This is a genomic window from Nereida sp. NH-UV-3 (assembly GCF_042939535.1).
Lineage (GTDB): Bacteria > Pseudomonadota > Alphaproteobacteria > Rhodobacterales > Rhodobacteraceae > Nereida > Nereida ignava.
Genome location: NZ_CP132157.1, coordinates 681,038 through 703,149, shown reverse-complemented (window position 1 = coordinate 703,149; position 22,112 = coordinate 681,038). Strand labels below are relative to the sequence as shown.

General features: G+C 54.8%; 18 protein-coding genes. 12 read left to right on the top strand and 6 right to left on the bottom strand.

Going from position 1 to position 22,112, the window contains the following annotated elements; all coding sequences use genetic code 11:
- Positions 1-25: 25 nt before the first annotated feature.
- Positions 26-2,632: an aminopeptidase N gene (gene pepN / locus NeNHUV3_RS03400; RefSeq protein ID WP_391482511.1), complete on the bottom strand. Its 2,607-nt coding sequence runs from the start codon at positions 2,630-2,632 to the stop codon at positions 26-28.
- Between the two features lie 99 nt (positions 2,633-2,731).
- On the opposite strand from pepN, the gene NeNHUV3_RS03395 reads away from it, so the two are divergent.
- The 5 genes from NeNHUV3_RS03395 to NeNHUV3_RS03375 all read left to right on the top strand — a co-directional run bounded on the left by NeNHUV3_RS03395 (position 2,732) and on the right by NeNHUV3_RS03375 (position 8,055).
- The gene (locus tag NeNHUV3_RS03395) at positions 2,732-4,291 is read left to right on the top strand and encodes an FAD-binding domain-containing protein (protein WP_391482509.1); all 1,560 of its coding nucleotides are present in this window, start codon (positions 2,732-2,734) and stop codon (positions 4,289-4,291) included.
- Between the two features lies 1 nt (position 4,292).
- Positions 4,293-4,457: a DUF2256 domain-containing protein gene (locus NeNHUV3_RS03390; RefSeq protein WP_074842023.1), complete on the top strand. Its 165-nt coding sequence runs from the start codon at positions 4,293-4,295 to the stop codon at positions 4,455-4,457.
- A 101-nt stretch (positions 4,458-4,558) separates the two neighbouring features.
- Positions 4,559-6,718 (top strand): malate synthase G, encoded by a 2,160-nt coding sequence (locus NeNHUV3_RS03385; protein WP_391482507.1) that lies wholly within the window; start codon positions 4,559-4,561, stop codon positions 6,716-6,718.
- Positions 6,719-6,736: 18 nt separating this feature from the next.
- Positions 6,737-7,165 carry a heme-binding protein gene (locus tag NeNHUV3_RS03380; protein WP_048597899.1) on the top strand — a complete coding sequence of 143 codons (429 nt, stop codon included), beginning with the start codon at positions 6,737-6,739 and terminating at the stop codon, positions 7,163-7,165.
- A 137-nt stretch (positions 7,166-7,302) separates the two neighbouring features.
- Complete coding sequence (locus NeNHUV3_RS03375; RefSeq protein ID WP_391482506.1) at positions 7,303-8,055, top strand: gamma-glutamyl-gamma-aminobutyrate hydrolase family protein; 753 nt, start codon at positions 7,303-7,305, stop codon at positions 8,053-8,055.
- A gap of 3 nt (positions 8,056-8,058) precedes the next feature.
- On the opposite strand, the gene NeNHUV3_RS03370 is transcribed toward NeNHUV3_RS03375, so the two are convergent.
- Positions 8,059-8,508 carry a GNAT family N-acetyltransferase gene (locus NeNHUV3_RS03370; protein WP_391482504.1) on the bottom strand — a complete coding sequence of 150 codons (450 nt, stop codon included), beginning with the start codon at positions 8,506-8,508 and terminating at the stop codon, positions 8,059-8,061.
- A 208-nt stretch (positions 8,509-8,716) separates the two neighbouring features.
- Here NeNHUV3_RS03370 and NeNHUV3_RS03365 point away from each other — a divergent pair, with 208 nt between their 5' ends.
- The 4 genes from NeNHUV3_RS03365 to NeNHUV3_RS03350 all read left to right on the top strand — a co-directional run bounded on the left by NeNHUV3_RS03365 (position 8,717) and on the right by NeNHUV3_RS03350 (position 14,473).
- Positions 8,717-10,291 carry a Re/Si-specific NAD(P)(+) transhydrogenase subunit alpha gene (locus NeNHUV3_RS03365; RefSeq protein WP_391482503.1) on the top strand — a complete coding sequence of 525 codons (1,575 nt, stop codon included), beginning with the start codon at positions 8,717-8,719 and terminating at the stop codon, positions 10,289-10,291.
- A gap of 13 nt (positions 10,292-10,304) precedes the next feature.
- Complete coding sequence (locus NeNHUV3_RS03360) at positions 10,305-11,738, top strand: NAD(P)(+) transhydrogenase (Re/Si-specific) subunit beta (RefSeq protein ID WP_048597906.1); 1,434 nt, start codon at positions 10,305-10,307, stop codon at positions 11,736-11,738.
- A gap of 204 nt (positions 11,739-11,942) precedes the next feature.
- Positions 11,943-13,223, top strand: coding sequence for a DUF3422 family protein (locus NeNHUV3_RS03355; RefSeq protein WP_391482501.1), 1,281 nt, complete (start codon positions 11,943-11,945; stop codon positions 13,221-13,223).
- An 86-nt stretch (positions 13,224-13,309) separates the two neighbouring features.
- Entirely contained in the window at positions 13,310-14,473 is a 1,164-nt protein-coding gene (locus NeNHUV3_RS03350) for a M20 aminoacylase family protein (protein WP_391482499.1), read from the top strand.
- Positions 14,474-14,476: 3 nt separating this feature from the next.
- Here NeNHUV3_RS03350 and moaA read toward each other — a convergent pair whose 3' ends face one another.
- Positions 14,477-15,481, bottom strand: coding sequence for a GTP 3',8-cyclase MoaA (gene moaA, locus NeNHUV3_RS03345; RefSeq protein WP_391482497.1), 1,005 nt, complete (start codon positions 15,479-15,481; stop codon positions 14,477-14,479).
- Between the two features lie 105 nt (positions 15,482-15,586).
- On the opposite strand from moaA, the gene NeNHUV3_RS03340 reads away from it, so the two are divergent.
- Complete coding sequence (locus NeNHUV3_RS03340; RefSeq protein ID WP_391482495.1) at positions 15,587-16,060, top strand: hypothetical protein; 474 nt, start codon at positions 15,587-15,589, stop codon at positions 16,058-16,060.
- A 7-nt stretch (positions 16,061-16,067) separates the two neighbouring features.
- On the opposite strand, the gene NeNHUV3_RS03335 is transcribed toward NeNHUV3_RS03340, so the two are convergent.
- Genes NeNHUV3_RS03335 through glmU form a run of 3 tightly spaced genes read right to left on the bottom strand, consistent with a single transcriptional unit; the run spans position 16,068 to position 19,950 of the window.
- Entirely contained in the window at positions 16,068-16,778 is a 711-nt protein-coding gene (locus NeNHUV3_RS03335; protein WP_391482493.1) for a DNA alkylation repair protein, read from the bottom strand.
- 2 nt (positions 16,779-16,780) lie between these two features.
- A complete protein-coding gene (gene glmS, locus NeNHUV3_RS03330) occupies positions 16,781-18,595 on the bottom strand; it encodes a glutamine--fructose-6-phosphate transaminase (isomerizing) (RefSeq protein WP_391482491.1) in 1,815 nt (604 codons plus the stop codon).
- 2 nt (positions 18,596-18,597) lie between these two features.
- Positions 18,598-19,950, bottom strand: coding sequence for a bifunctional UDP-N-acetylglucosamine diphosphorylase/glucosamine-1-phosphate N-acetyltransferase GlmU (glmU, locus tag NeNHUV3_RS03325; RefSeq protein WP_391482489.1), 1,353 nt, complete (start codon positions 19,948-19,950; stop codon positions 18,598-18,600).
- Positions 19,951-20,082: 132 nt separating this feature from the next.
- On the opposite strand from glmU, the gene NeNHUV3_RS03320 reads away from it, so the two are divergent.
- Positions 20,083-20,754: an HAD-IA family hydrolase gene (locus NeNHUV3_RS03320; RefSeq protein ID WP_391482487.1), complete on the top strand. Its 672-nt coding sequence runs from the start codon at positions 20,083-20,085 to the stop codon at positions 20,752-20,754.
- Positions 20,755-20,807: 53 nt separating this feature from the next.
- Positions 20,808-22,019 carry a DegT/DnrJ/EryC1/StrS family aminotransferase gene (locus tag NeNHUV3_RS03315; protein WP_391482485.1) on the top strand — a complete coding sequence of 404 codons (1,212 nt, stop codon included), beginning with the start codon at positions 20,808-20,810 and terminating at the stop codon, positions 22,017-22,019.
- Positions 22,020-22,112 lie beyond the last annotated feature (93 nt).

Sequence of the window (22,112 nt, the reverse complement as noted above, 5' to 3'; positions counted from 1 at the left end):
ACCGCGGTAGCCCCCTAAATATAATCTATCCAAGTATCCGCGTTATCATTTCTGTGGTGTCACTGCTCAGGTTTGGCGTTGACAGAATGCGCTTCATTTCAACGCGCATTTTCTCGCCGCGGGCGCTGTCCCACATGGCCCATGTTTCAAATGCAGAAGTCATCCGTGCCGTGGTCTGTGGATTGATCCCATCCAGCGTAATGAGCCAATCGGCCAATAGCGCATACCCGCTGCCATCCGCCGCATGAAAACCTGCAGTATTGGCGGCAAGTGCGCCGAGTGTCGCGCGGAACCTGTTGGGGTTCTTGACGTTGAAGGCCTCGTGTTCTGTGAGAAACTTAGCGACTTTGCTGGCTTCAGCGGGTGCTGCTTGGCCGATCTGAATGCCGAACCATTTGTCGATGACCAGCCGCTCGTGGGCCCATTGTTGGTAAAAGGCCTCAAGGGCTTTCGTGGCATGCTCGGTGCCAATAAGGCAGCCCAATGCAGTGAGTTGGTTCGTCATGTTGTCGGCGTTGGCGTGCTGTTTTGCAGCCTCGGCACCGCCATCAAGACGCGTGATCAGCCCCAAGATACGACCACAAAGCGCGCGTTTGCCTGATTGCTCCGCATCTGGGCGGTAGGCTTGGGTGACTTGGTGCTGCGCAAGGAGCCTTTGCAAGCTATCTTGGGCGGCCTCCGCAAATTGCTGGCTCAAAGTTTCGCGCGCATCATAAATTGCTTGTGGGTCGGGTGTGTGTCCTTGGGATTTGATGTGCGTGGCGATGTCCATCGTAGAAGGCAACGCGCTGGCCAGTGCGCGAAACGCGGGCGCGCGGTCTTCGCTGCGCAGGCTCAAGCACCACGCATCGACGTAAGCATCGGACGGGGTTTTGATGCCGCGCGCCATGTCACCAAGAGTATTCAACGCCAAGGTCCGGCCTGCTTCCCACGCGCTGAATGTATCGCTGTCATGGGCCATGAGACGAAGCAGGTCATTCTCGCTTTGATCTGCGTGCAAAATGATTGGCGCGGCAAAACCACGGTTGAGCGAAAGGGTGGGGGTGTCGGGCGCGCCGCTGTTCTGCTGGTCGCTTGCGGATGCGGTGCTGTCCTGCCAAGCTGGAGAGGTGGTGCGGGTATCGATCGTCCAGCTTTGTGTGGTTTCGTTCAGCATCAAGACATTGGTAGGCGTCAGGTCGCGACCATCTGCATCAATCAACCCGACTGCTAAGGGGATCGGAAGGGCTTCTTTGTGCTGTTGCTGCGCAGAAGGGGGCGTTTCTTGGCGTGCTGTAAGCGTCAACTCACTGCCCTGCCATGCTTGTTCTATGGTCACGTGCGGCGTGCCCGATTGGTGCCACCAGCGAGAGAATCCCGCCAAACGCGGATCATCGCCAAAGCAGGCAAAGAAATCCTCAATCGTGACGGCCTGCCCATCGTGCCGTTCGGAATACTCAGTCAGGCCTTTGTAATAGTCCTCTTCACCCAAGATCGTCATCAACATGCGGATGATCTCGGCGCCTTTTTCGTAGATTGTGGCGGTGTAGAAATTGTTGATCTCTACAAAACTATCAGGGCGTACTGCGTGTGACAGTGGGCCAGCATCTTCGCGAAACTGCCGTCCGCGTAGGGCGTTTACGTCATTGATGCGCGCGACAGCGGGATCACGGGTGTCTGCAGTGAATTGCTGATCCCTGAATACAGTAAGCCCTTCTTTGAGACATAGCTGGAACCAGTCACGACAGGTGATCCGGTTACCAGTCCAGTTGTGGAAATATTCATGGGCGATGATTGCCTCGATACGCTCAAAGTTGGCATCGGTGGCGGTTTCGGGGCTGGCCAAGACCGCAGAGGAATTGAAGATGTTCAGCCCCTTATTTTCCATCGCGCCCATGTTGAAGTCGTCGACGGCAACGATGTTGAAGATGTCCAGGTCATAGGCGCGTCCGTAAATACGTTCATCCCATATCATCGAGGCTTTAAGCGCCTCCATTCCAAATGCGCATTTGTCGATGTCATCTGCACGCACATAAATATTGAGCGCCACATCGCGGCCTTCGGATGTTGTAAATCTGTCTGAATGCGCGACCAGATCACCGGCAACAAGCGCGAACAAATACGCGGGCTTTGGCCATGGATCGTGCCACTCGGCCCAGCCGTCACCACTGTCTGTTGGGTTACCGTTTGATAATAGAACGGGCAGATCAGATATGATGCGGACGGTGAAGACTGACATAACATCGGGCCGGTCCGGGTAATACGTGATACGGCGAAAGCCTTCAGCCTCACATTGGGTGCAGAACATTCCGTTGGACAAGTAAAGCCCTTCAAGTGCGGTGTTAGACTGTGGATCAATCTCGACTTCCGCTTCCCAGGTGAACGGTGCGTCAGGCACATCCGCAGTAAGGCCATAGGGCGTGAGGCTCACATCAACAAGTTGGCCGTCAATGCGCGCCGATATCAGTTTCATGTGCTCGCCGTGTAGATGGAAAGCGCGGTCCGCACTTTCTGGGTTAGGGCGAAATGCTATCTTTGAGGTCACCCGTGTTGCCGTTGGGTGCAGCTGGAACGTTAAATGCACACTGTCCACGAGATACGCGGGAACTGTGTAGTCAGCCAAGTAAATGGTTTGGGGGCTTGCATCTTTCATGGGGTATCCTTGCGCACAAATGTGTCAGCTACGTTGCGCTCAAACGTAGGCCGAGGGATGATGCGGAGCAAGTCGATCCGACGCATTTGATAGACATTCATGCTTGTCCATATGTTCGCCCGCCTTACATCCCACCGCGTGGACCAGATGATAAATATTTTATGGCTCAAGCGTGATCTGCGCGTTGCCGACAATCCCGCACTTGCTAAAGCGATGCAGGGTGATCATTCCGTCGTGCCGCTCTACATTGTAGAGCCGGAATATTGGCAGCTACCTGATACTTCGGCGCGGCAATATGCATTTTTGCGAGAAACCCTACACGATCTTGCCAAAACACTAGCCGGGCTTGGCGCGCCTTTGGTTGTATGCGTTTCAGATGCAGTTCAGGCTCTTGATGGGCTGTCAAAGACATTCCCGATTAACCAAATTGTTAGCACAGAAGAAACGGGTAACGCATGGACGTTTCGACGGGACCAGCGGGTAGCTGCGTGGGCTAAACATACAGGTATTACGTGGACGCAGGTGCCGCAATTTGGTGTGGTTCGTGGCCTGCGCTCTCGGGATGGGTGGGCGGCCAGTCGAGAGAAATCTGTTCGGCTGGCTCAGATTGATCCCCCCGTTGCCATGCGGCCTCACGGTGTGGAAAGCCAGCGTATGCCAAGCCTTGTGGAGCTTTCGTTGATTGACGATTGTCCGAACCGGCAGGCCGGTGGGCGCGGTTCAGCGTTGTCGCTGCTCGGTGGGTTTCTGACAGAGCGCGGCCAGTCTTACCGCGCTGCAATGTCATCACCGCTTGAAGGGGAGTGGGCCTGTTCACGGATGTCGCCGCATCTTGCGCTGGGCGCGCTTTCGGTCCGTGAGGCAGCCCATGCAGGGCAGGCGCGGAGTCGTGAAGTGGCAGGTACTCGGTCAGGGTGGAGCGGTTCATTGCGCAGCTTTCAAAGCCGCTTGGCATGGCGCGATCATTTTATGCAAAAGCTCGAAGATGCACCGCGGCTTGAGTATCAGGCTATGCATTCGGCCTACGAAAACCTTAGGCCAAAACATCCCAACGCTGAACGACTTCACGCGTGGAAAACCGGACAAACGGGCATTCCATTTGTAGACGCTTGCATGCGATATCTGGTCCACACCGGTTGGCTGAATTTTCGGATGCGGTCGATGTTGATGTCTGTCGCAAGTTATCACCTTTGGCTTGATTGGCGCAGCACAGGCCCGCACTTGGCGCAGATGTTCACAGATTATGAGCCGGGCATTCATTGGAGTCAGGTCCAGATGCAATCTGGCACAACCGGTATCAATACGGTGCGGATGTATAACCCGGTAAAACAGGGGGTTGATCAGGACCCGAACGGAATATTTACACGCCGCTGGTGCCCTGAATTGGCACAGGTCCCTGATCGCTTTTTGCAGGAACCTTGGCGTTGGGACGGTGCGGGCACAGTTGTTGGCACGTTATACCCTGAGCCCATAGTCGATTTGCCGCAAGCCGCGCGTTTTGCACGCGATCAAGTCTGGTCAGTCCGCAAGGGCGCGGCCTTTCGCAATGAGGCGAAAACGATCGTCAAAAAGCACGCCAGCCGCAAATCAGATCGGGGCTTTCAGCGCGACAAAGCCCCCAAAGATCCGGACACACGCCAAATGAGCTTTGATATTTGATATGCCAAAAATGCGAAAGAAATCTGACCTTCCCTCAAAACCATGTGCACAGTGTGGTTTGCCGTTTAACTGGCGGAAAAAGTGGGAAAAAGTGTGGGATGAGGTCCGTTTTTGCTCAGACCGGTGTCGCCGCGATGCCAAGTCAAAACCACGTTCAGTGAAGTAAAACTTAATCGACAGTCAATATTTCTCGTTTGCGAAGGGGCCATCAATCCATCAGGGTCTGGCCAACCCGAAATTCTAATGACTTGTCTGGGAGGGCACCTCATGACCGACACAAACCAAAATCGCGTGCAACGTGCAGGGCTGGATGTTGACGAAACACTCGCCACATTTCTTGAAACATCTGCCCTTCCGGGTACTGGCGTTGATATTGATACATTCTGGGACGGTCTCGCAGGCCTGATCGCCGACATGGGTCCAAAGAACGCTGCGTTTCTGGCCAAGCGCGCAGACATCCAAGCGAAGCTTGACGCCTACCATATTGAGCGCCGTGGAACGGATCATGATGCGCAGGCCTATCAGCAATTTTTGACAGAGATTGGCTATCTTGTCCCCGAGGGGGATGATTTTGCGATTGAAACTGCGAATGTGGACCCTGAAATTGCAAGCATCGCAGGGCCCCAATTGGTTGTGCCGATCAACAACGCACGTTTTGCATTGAATGCTGCGAACGCGCGGTGGGGTAGCTTGTATGATGCGTTCTACGGCACGGATGCCTTGGGCGATCTGCCTGCAGCGGGCGGCTATGATGAGGCGCGCGGATTGCGCGTTGTGGCAAAAGCCAAGGCACATCTTGATGCTGCAGTGCCTCTTGCTACAGGCTCATGGTCCGATGTGACTGGCTTGAGTGTCGAGGGTGGCGCGTTGAGCTGTGTGACCGCAGGTGGCGCAGTGGCCCTTGCGGACCCCGCGCAATTTGTCGGCCACAAGGACGGCTCACGCTCTGAAATTCTGCTTGTGAAGAACGGCATGCATATTCGCATCGTTGTCGATGCAGAGCATCAGATCGGCAAGACGGATCCTGCAAACATTGCCGACGTCATTTTGGAATCTGCACTGTCGACCATCATGGATTGCGAAGATTCCGTGGCGGCCGTTGACGGTGTGGACAAGGCGCTGGTTTACAAAAACTGGCTCGGCTTGATGAAGGGCGATCTGCGCGAAACCGTTAGCAAGGGCGGTAAATCTTTCGACCGCGTATTGGCCGATGATCTGGAGTTCACAGCAAAAGACGGCACTGCGCTTACCCTGAAGGGGCGTGCATTGATGTTGGTGCGCAACGTTGGTCACCTGATGACCACGCCCGCGGTACGGGATGCGAACGGCAATGAGATTGGCGAAGGTTTGCTTGATGCGATGTGCACCACGCTTATTGCGATGCATGATCTTAAGCGTGACGGCGGTAACTCACTGCACGGGTCGGTTTATGTTGTGAAACCCAAAATGCACGGACCAGAGGAAGTTGCTTTTGCAGACGAGATTTTCACCCGCGTTGAAAGCATCTTGGGGCTGCCGCAAAATACGGTGAAGCTTGGCATCATGGATGAAGAGCGCCGCACGTCTGTGAACCTTAAAGAATGTATCCGTGCAGCAAAATCACGAGTTGCGTTTATCAACACAGGCTTCTTGGACCGTACGGGTGATGAAATTCACACCTCTATGGAAGCAGGCCCGTTCATGATGAAGGGCGATATGAAAGCAACCCCGTGGATCGCGTCTTATGAAGATCGCAACGTGGATATCGGTTTGGCCTGTGGCCTGCAGGGCAAAGCGCAGATCGGCAAAGGTATGTGGGCGATGCCTGATCGCATGGCAGACATGATGGACGCCAAGATCGGTCACCCGAAATCTGGTGCGAACTGTGCATGGGTTCCATCCCCAACGGCTGCGACGTTGCATGCGACGCACTACCACCACGTAGATGTTTTTGCGGTCCAAGATGATCTGAAAGCTGGCGGTGCGCGCGGGACACTGGCTGACCTGCTGACCATTCCAGTGGCTGACAGCACCCAGTGGAGCGCAGAGCAAATCCAGCAGGAGATCGAAAACAACGCCCAAGGTATCTTGGGATATGTTGTGCGGTGGGTCGATCAAGGCGTTGGGTGTTCAAAAGTGCCAGATATCAATGATGTGGGTCTGATGGAAGACCGTGCAACATGCCGTATTTCCAGCCAAGCTCTTGCAAACTGGTTGCATCACGGTGTTGTAAGCCGTGACCGCGTCATGGATGCGCTGCGCAAAATGGCGGCTGTGGTTGACGGACAAAACGCAAATGATGCGTCCTATATCCCGATGACACCCGACTTTGATGGTGTTGCTTTCAACGCTGCATGCGAGTTGGTATTTGAAGGAACGAAACAGCCATCCGGCTACACAGAGCCGGTTCTTCACGCGCGCCGTCTCGATCTTAAAGCAACTCAATAAAGAATAGGAGCCTGACAAATGGCTGAGATTTCAATTCGTAAAGCACGTCAAATCATCAAAGGCACCTTTGCCAAGGGCCGCGAGATGGAGCTGAAGCCGCTTTCTGTAATCGTTCTGGATGCTGGCGGTCACGTCAAAGCGTTCGAGCGTGAAGATGGGGCGGCACCGGGTCGTTTCGCTATCGCGCAGGGCAAAGCTTACGGCGCCGTTATGCTTGGCATGGCAGGCACCGCACAGATGGCGCGTGCAGAGCAGCAGGCGTATTTCATGGCCGCGGTTAACGGTGTTTATGGCGGTCAGGTTGTTCCTGTCCCGGGCGGCGTTTTGGTGCGCGACAAAAAAGGCGCTGTTATTGGTGCCGTTGGTGTCACGGGCGACACATCTGACAATGATGCAGAGGCCGCATTGGCGGGCCTCGCGCTGGCGCAGCTTGAAGGCGAAATCTAACGCACATCTTGGGGGGCCAAGCCCCCAGATGATGTAAAATGAAATGAGCGTGCAGGCAGAGGTGCTTGTGCGCTCATTCTCTTTCGCTTTGCGGTTTTGTCTCTAAAGTAAACGCACGCATCAACGAGAGGGATTCTATGCAACGTCCAGTGATTGGGGTTATCGGTAACTCTTATCTGATCAATGATCAGTATCCTGCCCATGCGGCGGGCACGATGAATTGCGAAGCTGTTGCCCGTGTATCCGGTGGCTTGCCCTTGATTGTGCCGTCTGATCCGGAGCACGTCACAGTCGATGACCTGATGGCGACCTGTGATGGCTTTGTGTTCACCGGTGGGCGGCCTAATGTGCACCCTGAAGAATATGGCGAGGCGGAAACACCTGCCCATGGCACTTTTGATAGATGTCGTGACCGGATCGCTCTGCCGCTTATTCGGGCCTGTGTTGACGCGGGCCTGCCGATCTTGGGGATTTGCCGTGGGTTTCAGGAAGTAAATGTGGCTATGGGCGGCACGCTTCATCCTGAGATCCGTGATCTGGAGGGGCGTGATAACCACCGAATGCCGCCTGATGGTACTCTTGAAGAGAAATTTGCGATGCGCCACGAAGTGACGTTCACGGAAGGTGGCCCGTTTGCAAAGCTGATGGGGCGGGCCAAGGTCATGACTAATTCGTTGCACGGGCAGGGGATCAAAACCGCGGGTGACAGGATTGTCGTTGATGGTTGGGCGCCTGATGGAACGCCAGAGGCCACTTATATCAAAGATGCCAAGGGCTTTACGTTGTCAGTGCAGTGGCACCCGGAATATCAGGCAGACAAAGACGTAGTTTCGCGGCCCTTATTTGCAGCATTTGGGGATGCGGCACGCGCATACCGTGCAGAGCGTTAGGAATTAACGGCTTAGCTCCATCACAAAATTGGTCATCCACACCCCACGCTTTTCGACCCTTTGCGGGGTAATTTCGCGCCAGCCGTGGTGCAAAAAGAATGGCCGCGATAGGTGGCTGGCCTCTGTATAAAGGGGGCCTTTTGTTTGCAGTAAGGCGCTTTGGTAAAGCGCTGTAGCCACACCTTGGCGGTGATGGTCGGGTGCTACAAAGAGCAAATCCAGATAGCCGTCCTGTAATACCGTGATGAAACCAACGATCTTGTCCGTGATTGCCATGAGTGCGCACGGGGCTTGAAGGGCGTGTGCGAACCCCACAGGCATTTCTTTGAAGGGCGCCCAAGCGTGTCGTTGAGGCGCAGAATAAGCAGGCTGCGCGCCGTCGTGAATGGCGCGGTAAAACACTTCGTAACACCCTGCAGCGTCCGCATCTTCGATATTTTTGATCTTAATCACGGTGTCTTTCAGAAAGATTTCAGTAGGCTAAATCGTACGGACATGGGTTCTTAGAGGTATAACAAATAGGCGCTAGTGCACTAATTTGGCACACCGCAGCACTGTTAGCGCGCACATCCCTTGCGCAATATTATTTCAATGGGTAGTGCCAAATGGACCCAGCGTATTAGGTTAGGGTCATAAATCTTACTGAAGGGAAACGCACCAGATGATAATTGGCGCACCAAAAGAAACTTTTGAGGGCGAAGCCCGGGTCGCAATGACGCCCGATAGCGCGCTCCAGTTGCAGAAACTTGGGCATTCGTGCGTGATCGAGACGGGGGCCGGCGCAGCTGCGGGGTTCTCTGACGACGCGTATGCGACTGCAGGTGTCGAGGTGGTGAAAACCGCAGCGGCGCTGTGGAAAGCTGCCGACGTGATCGTCAAGGTACGTCCGCCCTCGGATACAGAAGCCAAACGATTGAGCGCGGAAAAAACGCTGATCTCGTTCTTCTATCCGGCAGCAAACGAAAAGCTGATGGAAAGCCTGGCCAAGAAAGGCTCAAGCGTCATCGCCATGGATATGGTGCCCCGCATCAGCCGTGCGCAGAAAATGGATGCGCTCAGCTCAATGGCAAATATCGCAGGCTACCGCGCCGTTATTGAAGCGGGCAACAACTTTGGTCGCTTTTTCACAGGTCAGGTCACGGCTGCCGGTAAAGTGCCGCCCGCAAAAGTCTTGGTTGTGGGCGCAGGTGTTGCAGGTTTGGCTGCGATCGGGACGTCCACTTCGCTTGGCGCGATTACTTACGCGTTCGACGTGCGCCCCGAAGTGGCAGAGCAGATCGAGAGCATGGGCGCCGAGTTTGTCTTCCTTGAATTCGACGAAAGCGAATTGCCTGACGGCGCTGAAACAGGTGGCTACGCGCCGCCCTCATCGCCGGAGTTCCAGGCAAAGCAGCTTGAAAAGTTCCGCGAGATCGCTCCTGATATCGACATCGTTATTACGACTGCTTTGATCCCCAACCGTGCGGCGCCGCTTCTGTGGACCAAAGACATGGTTGAGATGATGAAGCCCGGGTCTGTTATTGTTGACTTGGCGGCAGAGAAGGGCGGCAACTGTGAGTTGACCGTCATGGACGAGAAGATCGTTTCGGATAACGGCGTAACCATCATTGGCTACACGGATTTCCCAAGCCAAATGGCTGCCCAATCATCGACGCTTTATTCCACGAACATCCGCCACATGCTGGCTGATCTCACTCCTGAAAAAGATGGTGTGATCGTTCACGATATGGACGACGATGTGATCCGTGGCGCAACTGTTGCACACGCAAGTGAGGTCACGTTCCCGCCGCCCCCACCAAAAGTGGCCGCGATTGCGGTTCAAAAGAAAGAGCCGATCAAAGAGCTGACTGCGGACGAAAAACGCGCGCTCGAGACTGAAGCCTTCAAAAAGCAAACCAAAACCCAAGTTGGCCTGTTGGCTGCCGGTGGTGCTTTGTTGTTGGCGATTGGTCTTGTCGCACCAGCCAGCTTTATGCAGCACTTCATTGTGTTTGTGCTTTCGGTCTTTGTTGGCTTCCAAGTGATTTGGAATGTATCGCATTCGCTTCACACGCCGCTTATGGCGGTGACCAATGCGATTTCGTCCATCATCATCTTGGGCGCTTTGACGCAAATTGGATCGACGTCTGGCATCGTTGTGGTGCTTGGTGCGCTGGCGGTCTTTATGACTGGTATCAATATCTTTGGCGGGTTCCTCGTCACACGGCGCATGCTTGCCATGTTCCAGAAATCTTAAGAGGGTTAGAGACATGGAATATGGTTTCACAACAGCGGCATACGTCGTCGCGGCCGTTTTGTTCATCCTCAGCCTTGGGGGACTATCGGGTCAAGAAAGCGCCAAGCGCGCGGTATGGTATGGCATTGTCGGGATGGCGCTTGCGGTCTTTGCAACGCTCATCGGGCCTGGTTCAGGTTACTGGGCACTGTCGATCATTTTGATCGCAGCAGGTGGCGCGATTGGCTATCAACTCGCAACCAAAGTGCAAATGACACAGATGCCAGAATTGGTTGCTGCGATGCACAGCCTTGTTGGTCTGGCTGCGGTATTCGTGGGCTTTAACGCCGATATTGAGCTGACCCGCGTTTTGGCAATGGATGACACCGCCAAAAAAGGCCTTGAGGGTTTTGCGGCGCTTTTGGCCAAAAAGTCATCTGTCGAGGTCTCAATCTTACGTGTTGAGTTGGTGTTGGGCATCTTCATTGGTGCAGTAACGTTCACAGGCTCGGTCATCGCTTACGGCAAGCTTGCGGGACGGGTGGATACATCCGCGACCAAATTGCCCGGTGGTCACATGCTGAATGCAGGTGCTGCGGCGCTGTCTGTGCTGTTCGCGATCATGTATTTCAACGGTGGCGGCATGTTCATGTTGGTGCTGGTGACGTTGCTGGCGCTCTTTATCGGCTATCACCTGATCATGGGCATTGGCGGTGCTGACATGCCGGTCGTTGTTTCAATGCTCAACTCCTATTCAGGCTGGGCAGCTGCGGCGATTGGTTTCTCACTTGGCAATGACCTTCTGATCGTTGTGGGTGCGCTTGTTGGCTCGTCCGGTGCGATCTTGTCCTACATCATGTGCAAAGCGATGAACCGTAGCTTTATCTCGGTCATTTTGGGCGGCTTTGGTGGCCCAGCAGGTGAGCAGATGGCAGTCGAAGGTGAGCAAATCGCCATTGAGGCCGACGGTGTAGCGGCTGCGCTGAACGACGCAGACAGTATTGTGATCATCCCGGGCTATGGCATGGCGGTTGCGCAGGCCCAACAAACGGTCAGCGAGTTGGTGCGTAAGCTGCGCGCCAAAGGCAAAAACGTTCGCTTTGCGATCCACCCTGTGGCGGGCCGTTTGCCCGGTCACATGAATGTGCTCTTGGCTGAAGCCAAAGTGCCATATGACATCGTTTTGGAAATGGATGAAATCAATGATGATTTCCCCGAAACAGATGTTGCGATCGTCATTGGCTCAAACGATATCGTCAATCCGGCGGCGCAAGATGACCCCAACAGCCCAATCGCAGGCATGCCTGTGCTGGAATGCTGGAAAGCCAAACAGGTGTTCGTTAGCAAGCGCGGGCAGGGCACTGGTTACTCGGGTATCGAAAATCCGCTCTTCTTCAAAGAAAACACACGGATGTTCTACGGTGACGCCAAGCAATCCTTGGATAAACTGTTGCCGATGATCGACTGATCTTTGAACGATTTAAAATGACAAAAGCCGCGTTCCGCCATTCGGAGCGCGGCTTTTTCTTTGCCCACGGGAGGTCGCAAAACTTTCCGATAGGCCAAAGTGCATACATTGGTAGACTGAGATTGTTGAAAATAAAGGGGTTTTTCTGTTTGCGAACAGGCGCAACCCTCCTACGTTGAGTGTCAACTAACTAGGACAGACCCAATGGCTCCGATCACCGACCACCAATTGCGCTATGATTTGGCCAATGAACTTCACGCGCGCCCCTTTCCATCGCTTGATGCGCCGTGCACGGCTGTGTTTCTGGCGATCAAGCAGCCAGCCAATGCTGTTGCGCGGGACCGAAGTACCGACAGGGCCCATCTTGTGGACTTGCTTGATCGGTTCGGTGCAGCACACCCGCCCCCCGATGCGACGCATTTTTACGGCCAGATTGGTCGCTTCACGCTGAAGTGGGAACAGCATACGGAATTTGTGACCTACACGGTTTTTGAGGAAAGTGACCGCGGCAATGCGTTTGATCCTGTTGCGTTCGATGTGTTTCCAAATGATTGGCTGGATGCCGCCCCGGGTGTGCGGCTGACTTCGGCTCTTTTTCACATAGCACCTCGTCCTGCTGATAATGTTGTAGTTAAAAATCTGCAGGATTGGTTTGTCCCCGAAAGCCTTGCGGTCAGCTGTGTGCTTGATGACGCGGCAATTATTGCGGGTGATTTCCGGATCGATCCTGCGGGACACATGCGGTTCGCGATATTTGCGGATGATGACACGGGCAGCCGCCGAATTGGCCGTGTCGTGCAACGCCTGTGCGAGATTGAGATGTATAAGTCTGCTTCCATGCTGGGGTTGGCGCGGGTCAAACAGTTGGGCGCACGGATGGGCGCTTTGGAGGCGGATCTGTCCTCGATGGTGGGTGCGATGACCGACGCGAATGTGGACGCGGACACCACATTGCAGCAGCTTTTGACGATTTCAGCAGAGCTGGAAAACATGATCGCTAAGTCAACATTTCGTTTCGGTGCAACCGGCGCTTATGAGGCAATCGTAAACCAACGCATCGATGTTCTACGTGAAGAACGTTTTAGCGGTCGCCAAACATTTGCGGAGTTCATGATGCGCCGCTTTGACCCTGCGATGCGTACCGTCAAATCCACCGAGGCGCGTCTACAAGCCATGGCGGGCCGTGCGGTGCGCGCAGCTGAATTGTTGCGCACACGGGTTGACGTGGAACGCAGCGCGCAGAACCAGACGCTTTTGGCCAGCATGGACAAGCGTGCCGACTTGCAGCTGCGTCTACAAAAAACCGTTGAGGGCCTATCTGTGGTGGCGATCAGCTATTACGCGGTCAACCTTGCACTCTATGTGTTGGGACCTGTGGGAAAATCCTTGGACCTGGCAAAAGTCACATTGGCTGCGGTAACAACACCGATCATTATCTTGTTGGTGTGGTGGCTTGTCCGCCGTATTCGTCAATCGATGGACTGAACTGGCAGGTCTCACCATCTGGACTATCCGACGTGCTCCTGATTAGGTCGCAGTGCGCACTTTCATTATTGATCGAGATTTAGCCGATGCCCATCAAAAACCGCTTTGCCGAAATGTTGCCCGAGATCACTGAGTGGCGCCATGATTTTCACGCCCATCCCGAGTTGTTGTTCGATACCCATCGAACAAGCGGCATTGTGGCCGAGAAACTGCGTGCATTTGGCTGCGATGAAGTTGTCGAAGGTTTGGGCCGTACCGGTGTTGTTGGTGTGATCAAGGGTAAGATTGATACAGATGGTCGCGTTGTGGGCCTGCGCGCAGATATGGACGCGCTTCCGATTTTTGAGGCCACAGGCCTTGCGTATGCCAGCAAAGCCGAGGGTAAGATGCACGCTTGTGGTCACGATGGCCATACGTCGATGCTGCTTGGTGCGGCGAAGTATCTGACTGAAACACGAGCCTTCAATGGCACTGTGGTTGTGATCTTTCAGCCCGCCGAAGAAGGTGGCGGTGGCGGCCGTGAAATGGTGAATGACGGCTTGATGGAACGCTTTGGCATTCAAGAGGTCTACGGAATGCACAATTGGCCCGGTGTGCCTGTTGGTACATTTGCAATCCGTTCAGGGCCGTTTTTTGCAGCTGCGGACAACTGGACGATCACCGTCAAAGGGCATGGTGGGCACGCGGCCAAACCTCATGAAACGGTCGACCCCACAGTGACGGCAAGCCATATGGTGATAGCGCTTCAAAGCATCGCAAGCCGAAATGTCGATCCGACCAAACAGGTAGTGGTATCGGTGACCAGCTTTGAAACCGAGAGCAAAGCCCATAATGTCATCCCATCAACAGTAACCTTAAAAGGGACCGTCCGTACGCTTGATGAGGACGTCCGAGATTTAGCTGAGCGCCGTTTGAGTGAAATTGCCAATGGCACCGCCGAGATGATGGGCGCCACCGCCGAGGTCGACTATCTGCGTAATTATCCAGTGATGGTGAACGCCGAAGCTGAAACAGAATATGCCGCTGCTGCTGCGCGCGCAGTAAGCGGTGCGTGTGATGAAGCGCCGCTTATTATGGGGGGCGAGGATTTTGCGTTTTTGTCCAATGCCCGCCCCGGTGCGTACATTCTGGTCGGCAACGGTGACACCGCGCCAGTGCACCACCCGGAGTACAACTTTACCGATGATGCGATCCCAGCGGGCTGTTCATGGTGGGTGGAAATGGCCCAAAGCCGCATGTCACTTGGATAGACCTTAGCCACCCGTATGTGACATGTGCCGCGCCACTTGGCCTTCGACGTTCTGTCTTGAGTAATCAAAATCGTGGCCTTTTGGCTTTAGGCCGATTGCCGCGCGAATGGCGTCATCCAACTGTTCATTGCCTTCACTAGCACGCAGCGGTGCGCGAAGGTCTGATTTTCCGTCTTGGCCCAAGCATGTGTAAATCTCGCCTGTGCATGTGATCCGCACACGGTTGCAGCTTTCACAAAAGTTATGGGACAGCGGGGTGATGAGGCCGATTTTTTGACCTGTCTCCTCAACCCGAACATAGCGCGCAGGACCACCTGTTCTGTCGCTCAGATTCGTCAGGGTGTATTGGGTTTCAAGCGTTTTGCGCAGTTCTTTTAAGGACCAATATTGTCCGATCCGGTTCTCGTTACCGATGTCGCCCATTGGCATGACTTCGATCCACGTTAGGTCCATGTCGTGTTGCGCACAGAACTCAGCCAGCGTGAACAATTCATCCTCGTTGAACCCTTTCAGGGCAACGGCGTTCAGCTTGACCCGCAAGCCCGCTGCCTGTGCGGCATCCAATCCACGTAAAACTTGGGGTAGCCGGCCCCAGCGGGTTACTTCAGCAAACTTTGCTTCATCAAGCGTGTCGAGGCTTACGTTAATGCGGCGCACACCGGCGGCGTAAAGCGCACCTGCATATTTTTCTAACTGGCTACCATTGGTGGTCAGGGTCAGTTCATCCAGTGTGCCGTTTTCAAGGTGCCGGCCCATGGCGTTGAAAAATGTCATGATTTCGCGGCGCACAAGGGGCTCACCACCTGTGATCCTCAGCTTGCGAACGCCCATCGCGATGAAGCGGCTGCACAAACGATCAAGCTCTTCGAGGGTCAACAAATCACGTTTGGGTAAAAACGTCATGTTTTCAGACATGCAATACACACAGCGGAAATCGCAGCGGTCAGTGACAGACAGGCGCAAGTAGGTGATCGCGCGCGCAAAAGGGTCAATAAGAGGCATGTTCATGGGGCGAATGTAGGCAGCACGCTGATGCGCCACAAGTTCAAAACCGGCGTTTTCCAGTCTATAAAACCGGTTGTTCGATCTTCTGTCAGCACCTAAGCTCGCGCCATGAGATGTTTTGTTATTGGTTTGAGTGTGCTGGTCCTGCTTGGTGGGTGTGATGTGTCTAATCTGGCCTCATCCAGTCCTGCCATTCAAGGAGCGGAGGCAGTGCAGGGTGACGATACTAGCAATGCTGATGCGCCGACGGTCCCCAAAACTGCACGCACCGCTGAAGCTTTCGATATAACAACGCTAGCGGAACGCGCGGCTGCGGTGCAGACAAATCCTCAGACATCGACATTTTTAGGTGAGACCATCGCAAGTCTTGGCAATCCTGCCGATACCGGCATTTGGCTTTTGACCCCGTTGGTCGACACAGTTCAGGCAGGCAGGGTGCAATACGGCGATAGCTCAGTCGTGCTGGAGCTGCGCCCGATCAGGGGAGAACCAACAGGGGCGTCGCAACTATCCCTTTCCGCGATGCGGCTGTTGCAAGCCCCGCTAACCGAACTGGTTCGTGTCAACGTTTTTGCGAATTAGCAGCGCGTTACCCGTTGAATAGCCGTGCGTAGTCTTGAGACGCAAGTTTGCGGGCGGCTTCTTTTTGCGCAAACGGTTTTAGCTTCTGACCATGTTGGCTGAGGAAATCATGCACGCGGGGGCTGTCATGTTTTGATAACTCGCGAAGCCACCATGCGATTGCTTTTTGAATGAATGGCTCGTGATCCGACGCCAATTCAGCAGCCCAGCCCAATACTTGGTCACGCACCGCCAATTCAGCCTCTTTAGGCGTGTTTTGCTTGGTCCAAGGTAACGTCATGACTAACGCGGCGCGGCGGGTCCAGATGTGCTCTGATGTGACCCATGGGACAAGGTCCTCTACGCGATCAGGGCTCCATACCAGACGTTTTTGTCCTGCGATTGAGACGGCGTCGGTGATTGCCCAACAGTCAAATTCTGGAACCCACGACTTGATTAAGGCCCACGCTTCGGTGTCGTCCGGACGGATACGGGCTTGGGTCAAAAGTTTTGCGGCGGCGATGCGCCCTTCGAATGAGTTGCTGTCCCAAAGTGCGGCACATACCGCGAGCCGCTCGTCCAGCGAACATGCCGCGCGCCATTCCTTGCACAGCGTTTCGATAACCGGTGCGGGAACCCCCAGATAAGGACGCGCAACTTTGTGATAGCCCCGCATTTTAAGGGCTTCAGCTTCGTCACTATGAGCGTTTAAGGCCTCAATGGCGGCTTGGGGTGTCATGTTTATTCCACTGTCACAGATTTAGCGAGGTTGCGGGGTTGGTCCACGTCGGTCCCCTTGGCGATGGCCGTGTGATACGCAATTTGTTGGGCTGGTATCGCATAGAGTAGCGGGGCCAGTGCGTCGTCTACTTCGGGTAGGATCAGCGTTTCCCAAACCCCTTCGCCCGCTTGCTGTGCGCCTGCGCTATCTGTGATCAACAACACTTTGCCGCCTCGGGCCATGACTTCTTGCATGTTGCTGATGGTTTTATCGAACAGCGCATCACTTGGGGCGAACACGATCACGGGCGTCTTTTTATCCACCAACGCGATGGGGCCATGTTTTAGTTCACCGGATGCATAACCTTCAGCGTGTATATAGCTGATTTCTTTGAGTTTTAGCGCACCTTCAAGGGCTAATGGGAACATTGCGCCACGACCCAAAAATAGAATATCTGTGGCCGATGCCAGTTTGCGGCTGACGGCTTTTACCGCGCTACTGCCAGCCAAGGCGACATTCATCAGGCCCGGCATGGTGTGTAGCTGATCCAGCCGCTCTGCCAGCTGTTCTGCGGTCAGGTGGCCGCGTTGGTGGGCTGCATGCAGCGCCATGATCAACAAAACCGTCAGTTGGCACGTGAAGCCTTTGGTTGAGGCAACGCTGATCTCGGTGCCCGCAAGAATAGGCAGGCTGATGTCTGCTTCACGGCTGATGCTGGATTCCGCAACATTGACTACGGACACGATCTGATCGGCGTTTTCTTTGGCGTAGCGAAGCGCGGCCAATGTGTCGGCGGTCTCGCCAGACTGGCTTACAAAAAGTGCAACTGTTCCGCGTGTCATCGGGGGCTCGCGGTATCTGAACTCAGACGCGACATCCACTTCAACGGGCAGACGGGCGATCTGTTCGAACCAGTATTTCGCAGTGAGGCAGGCAAGGTAGGCCGTACCACAGGCCACCATTGTAAGCCGCTCAATTTTGGTGAAATCTAGCTCTGTCGGTAGTTGTATCGCGCCGCCGCGAACGTAATGGTTCAACGCATTGCCGACCACCGATGGTTGCTCTGCGATTTCTTTGGACATGAAGTGTTTGTGCCCACCTTTTTCGACCTGTGCGGTATCGATTTGAATGGTGCGCTTTTCGCGATTAGCCAGCGCGTTGTTGACGTCGCGGACTTCAAGGCTCGTGCGGGTCAAGACGGCCCAATCACCTTCCTCAAGGTACGTGATCTGATCGGTCATGGGCGCCAGAGCAATTGCATCAGACCCAACAAACATCTCGCCGTCGCCGTGCCCAATCGCGAGGGGTGAACCCTTGCGAGCCACAACAATTAGGTCTTCCTCACCTTCAAACAAAAAACAAAGCGCGAAAGCGCCGTGCAGTTTGTCGATGGTTGCTTTCGCGGCCTCAACGGGCGCCATGCCTCGGTCGATGTGCAGTTGCGCAAGCAGGGCGATGGTTTCTGTATCGGTGTCAGTGACAAAACCGATGCCGTTCTGGGCCAGCTGGGCGCGTAGTTCAGCAAAGTTTTCAACGATACCGTTATGAACGACCGCAACCCGCGCGGTCATATGCGGGTGGGCGTTTTTCACTGACGGTGCGCCGTGGGTCGCCCAACGGGTGTGGCCAATGCCGGATTTACCGGCCAGCGGTTCATGCACCAGCAAATCTGCGAGGTTAACCAGTTTGCCGACCGCGCGCCGCCGATCAAGGATACCGCCGTTTACCGTTGCAATGCCCGCGCTGTCATAGCCACGATATTCCAACCGTCGCAGGGCATCAACGAGGATCGGTGCGGCTTCGTGATTGCCAAGGATACCAATAATACCACACATCGTTATTTGCCCTCGCTTCGTTTGGCTTTGGCGGCGCGGAGTTTGTCCATCAAACGCTTGCCGAGGCCTGGCTTGTTGTCTTGTTTTGCCCGTGCAATCGCCAGATCAGCGTCTGGTACGTCTTGGGTGATGACAGAGCCACTTGCGGTCATTGCATCCGCGCCAACACGCACGGGGGCCACAAGCATCGTGTTCGAGCCGATGAAAGCCCGCGCGCCAATGTCGGTGTGGTGTTTGAAGACGCCGTCATAGTTACAGGTGATCGTGCCTGCGCCCAAGTTTGCCGCAGCGCCGATGGACGCATCGCCCACGTATGATAAATGGTTCACCTTCGCGCCCGTCTCGAGGACTGCGTTTTTGATCTCAACGAAATTGCCCACTTTGACGTCTTCGCCCAACTCTGCCCCCGGTCTTAGGCGCGCGTAAGGTCCGACCACAGCGCCGGAGCTGACGTGGCAGCCCTCAAGGTGTGAAAAGGCGCGAATACGCGCACCGCTTTCCACCGATACGCCGTTGCCGAAAACGACGTTCGGCTCAATTACCGTGTCGCGCCCGATGAACGTATCATGTGCGAAAATCACAGTATCAGGTGCTTGAAGGGTGACACCGTTGTCAAAAGCCTCAAGACGTTTGAAGTTCTGGAAGATGGCTTCCGCACGGGCCAATTCGGCGCGCGAATTGACGCCCATGGTTTCTTCTTCATCACAGATCACGATACCTGCGCTGCGCCCTGATTGGCGGGCAACGCTAACGATGTCTGTGAGGTAATACTCGCCACTGGCGTTCTCATTTCCAACAGCTTCAATCAGCTCAAACAGTACTTTTGCATCAGCGCAGACCACCCCTGAATTGCATAGGCTGATCCGACGCTCTTGCGGGCTTGCGTCCTTGAACTCAACGATCCGCTCAAGGCTGTTACCGTCCATGACAAGGCGGCCGTATGCGGCAGGGTCATCGGCGTCAAAACCCAAAACAACCACGTCCGAGGTTGCGCGCGCGTCAATCATTGCCTCAAGAGTTTGCGCTGAAATGAACGGTGTATCTCCGTACAAAACGATTGCATTGCCTTCAAACGAGCCCAGAATATCTTTGGCTTGCGCCACGGCGTGTGCGGTGCCTAGTTGCTCTTTTTGCAGCACGACTTGGGTCATCGGGTTCCAGTCCAGCGCACCTGCTTCAACCACATCTGCTCCGTGTCCCGCTACGACAACGATGCGCGATGGTTCGAGTTCTTCGCCAGCCTTTATCGCGTGTACCAACATCGGAGCACCGCCAATTTCATGCATCACTTTGGGCAAATCTGATTGCATGCGGGTGCCTTTTCCGGCGCCAAGAATTATTAGTGCTACTGCCATGTTTCTTTTCTACTCTAGCCAACGCCTTTGGCTCGTTTTATCCGTTCAAGGGTGGGGCGCAAGGGGGCGGCCCGTCACATGACGCTTCAAGACCGTAACACACCCCACGCTCAGCTTTGAAAGGCGCCCGTGATGCAAACAGTAATTTTCGATTTGGACGGAACATTGGCGGACACCAGTGGGGATCTGATCGCGGCGGCCAATGCCTGCTTTGTGGATCTGGGGTGGGGCGGTTTGTTGGACCCTGTCGGTGACGCTGGCACAGCGCTGCGTGGTGGTCGCGCGATGCTGACGTTGGGGTTTGAGCGAAAGGGCGCCGAAGGGCAGGCCGCTGCTTCAGATATGGACGCACATTATCAAAAGCTGTTGACCCATTACGGCACAAATATTGACACCCATACCACGCTTTATCCCCATGCGATGGAGGCTATCGGAAACCTGAAGGCGGAAGGCTACCGCGTGGGTATCTGCACGAATAAACCCGAAGGCCTCGCGCGTTTGTTGTTGACCCGCCTCGGTGTGCTGAAAGAGTTTCATTCGCTGATTGGCGCAGACACGCTGCCTACGCGCAAACCTGACACCGCGCCCTATGTGGCGGCGGTTGAGCAAGCGGGCGGCTCGGTCGAAAGATCATTGCTGGTCGGTGACACGATGACTGATAGGCAAACCAGCCTGAATGCGGGCGTCCCATCTGTATTGGTCACTTTCGGACCCGGCGCTGAGGACGTTAAAGCCATGGACCCCGAAGCGCTGTTGTCAGATTACCGTCACCTGCGATCTGTGGTTAGCTCACTTATCGGCTAGACCTGTGGCGAATGGGGCTTGACGGCGCGGCAACAGTTTGCCCATCTGTGAATATGACAAAGCACACCCCACAACCCGCCACGCCTGATGTATTTACTGGTGCGTTTACGCAGCAAGAACCAATTCCTCAGGAGGGCATTGATGCAGCGTTGGCCGTGCTGAATGGTGGGCGCTTGCACCGCTATAACACCCACGGTGATGAGATTGCGGAAACTGCGCTGCTGGAAGAAGAGTTCGCAGCACAAATGGGATCAAAATACTGTTTGTCTTGTGCCTCTGGCGGCTACGCCATGGCCACCGCGATGCGGGCCTGTGGTGTGAAAGCAGGCGACAAAGTTCTGACGAACGCGTTTACGCTGGCGCCTGTGCCCGGCGCTATTGCTAGTCTGGGGGCTACGCCAATTTTTGTGGGCGTAGGCGAGGACCTTAAGATTGATCTTGATGACCTTGCGGCCAAAATTGATCAGGCTGATGTTCTGTTGCTGTCACATATGCGCGGCCACATTTGCGATATGGACCGCCTTATGCAGATTTGTGACGCTGCCGGTGTGAAAGTAATTGAAGACTGTGCACACACCATGGGGGGCAAGTGGAAAGACACTTATTCTGGTCGCCACGGGGTGATGGGGTGCTATTCAACGCAGACCTATAAGCACGTCAATTCGGGTGAGGGCGGGCTGTTGATCAGTGACGATCCTGATCTGATGGCTCGTGCGATTATGCTGTCGGGGTCTTACATGCTCTATACCCGCCACCGCGCAGCACCGCCCCCCGAAGCATTTGAGCACGTGCGTCTGCATACCCCGAACATTTCCGGCCGGATGGACAACTTGCGTGCGGCCATCCTGCGCCCACAATTGCGTGATCTTGATGCACAAGCAAAACGTTGGAACGACCGCTACAAGGTTCTGGAAGACGGGCTGTCGGGCGCAAACAGACTTACGTTGATTAATCGCCCTGCGGACGAGCACTATGTGGCGTCATCATTTCAGTTTTTGTTGCTGGATTGGGCTGATGCCGAGATCGTTGATTTTGTAGCACGTTGTGCTGCGCGTGGGGTTGAGCTTAAGTGGTTTGGCGCAGATGATCCTGTGGCTTTCACCAGTAAATACGACAGCTGGAAATATGCCAATCCGACGCCGATGCCCGCCACGGACCGTGTGTTGAAGGGTGTGATGGATATGCGTTTGCCGCTGACGTTCTCGCTTAAGGATTGCGCGCAGATTGCACGCATCATCCGTGAAGAAGTCGCCATCAGCGCCTAAGATTTTCATCCGTGCTGTGGGTGGTAGTGATGGCAAGGACGAGACAGTGGCGTCAAGCCACGTGTCAGCGCGACAATTCGCCAGAACCAGTTG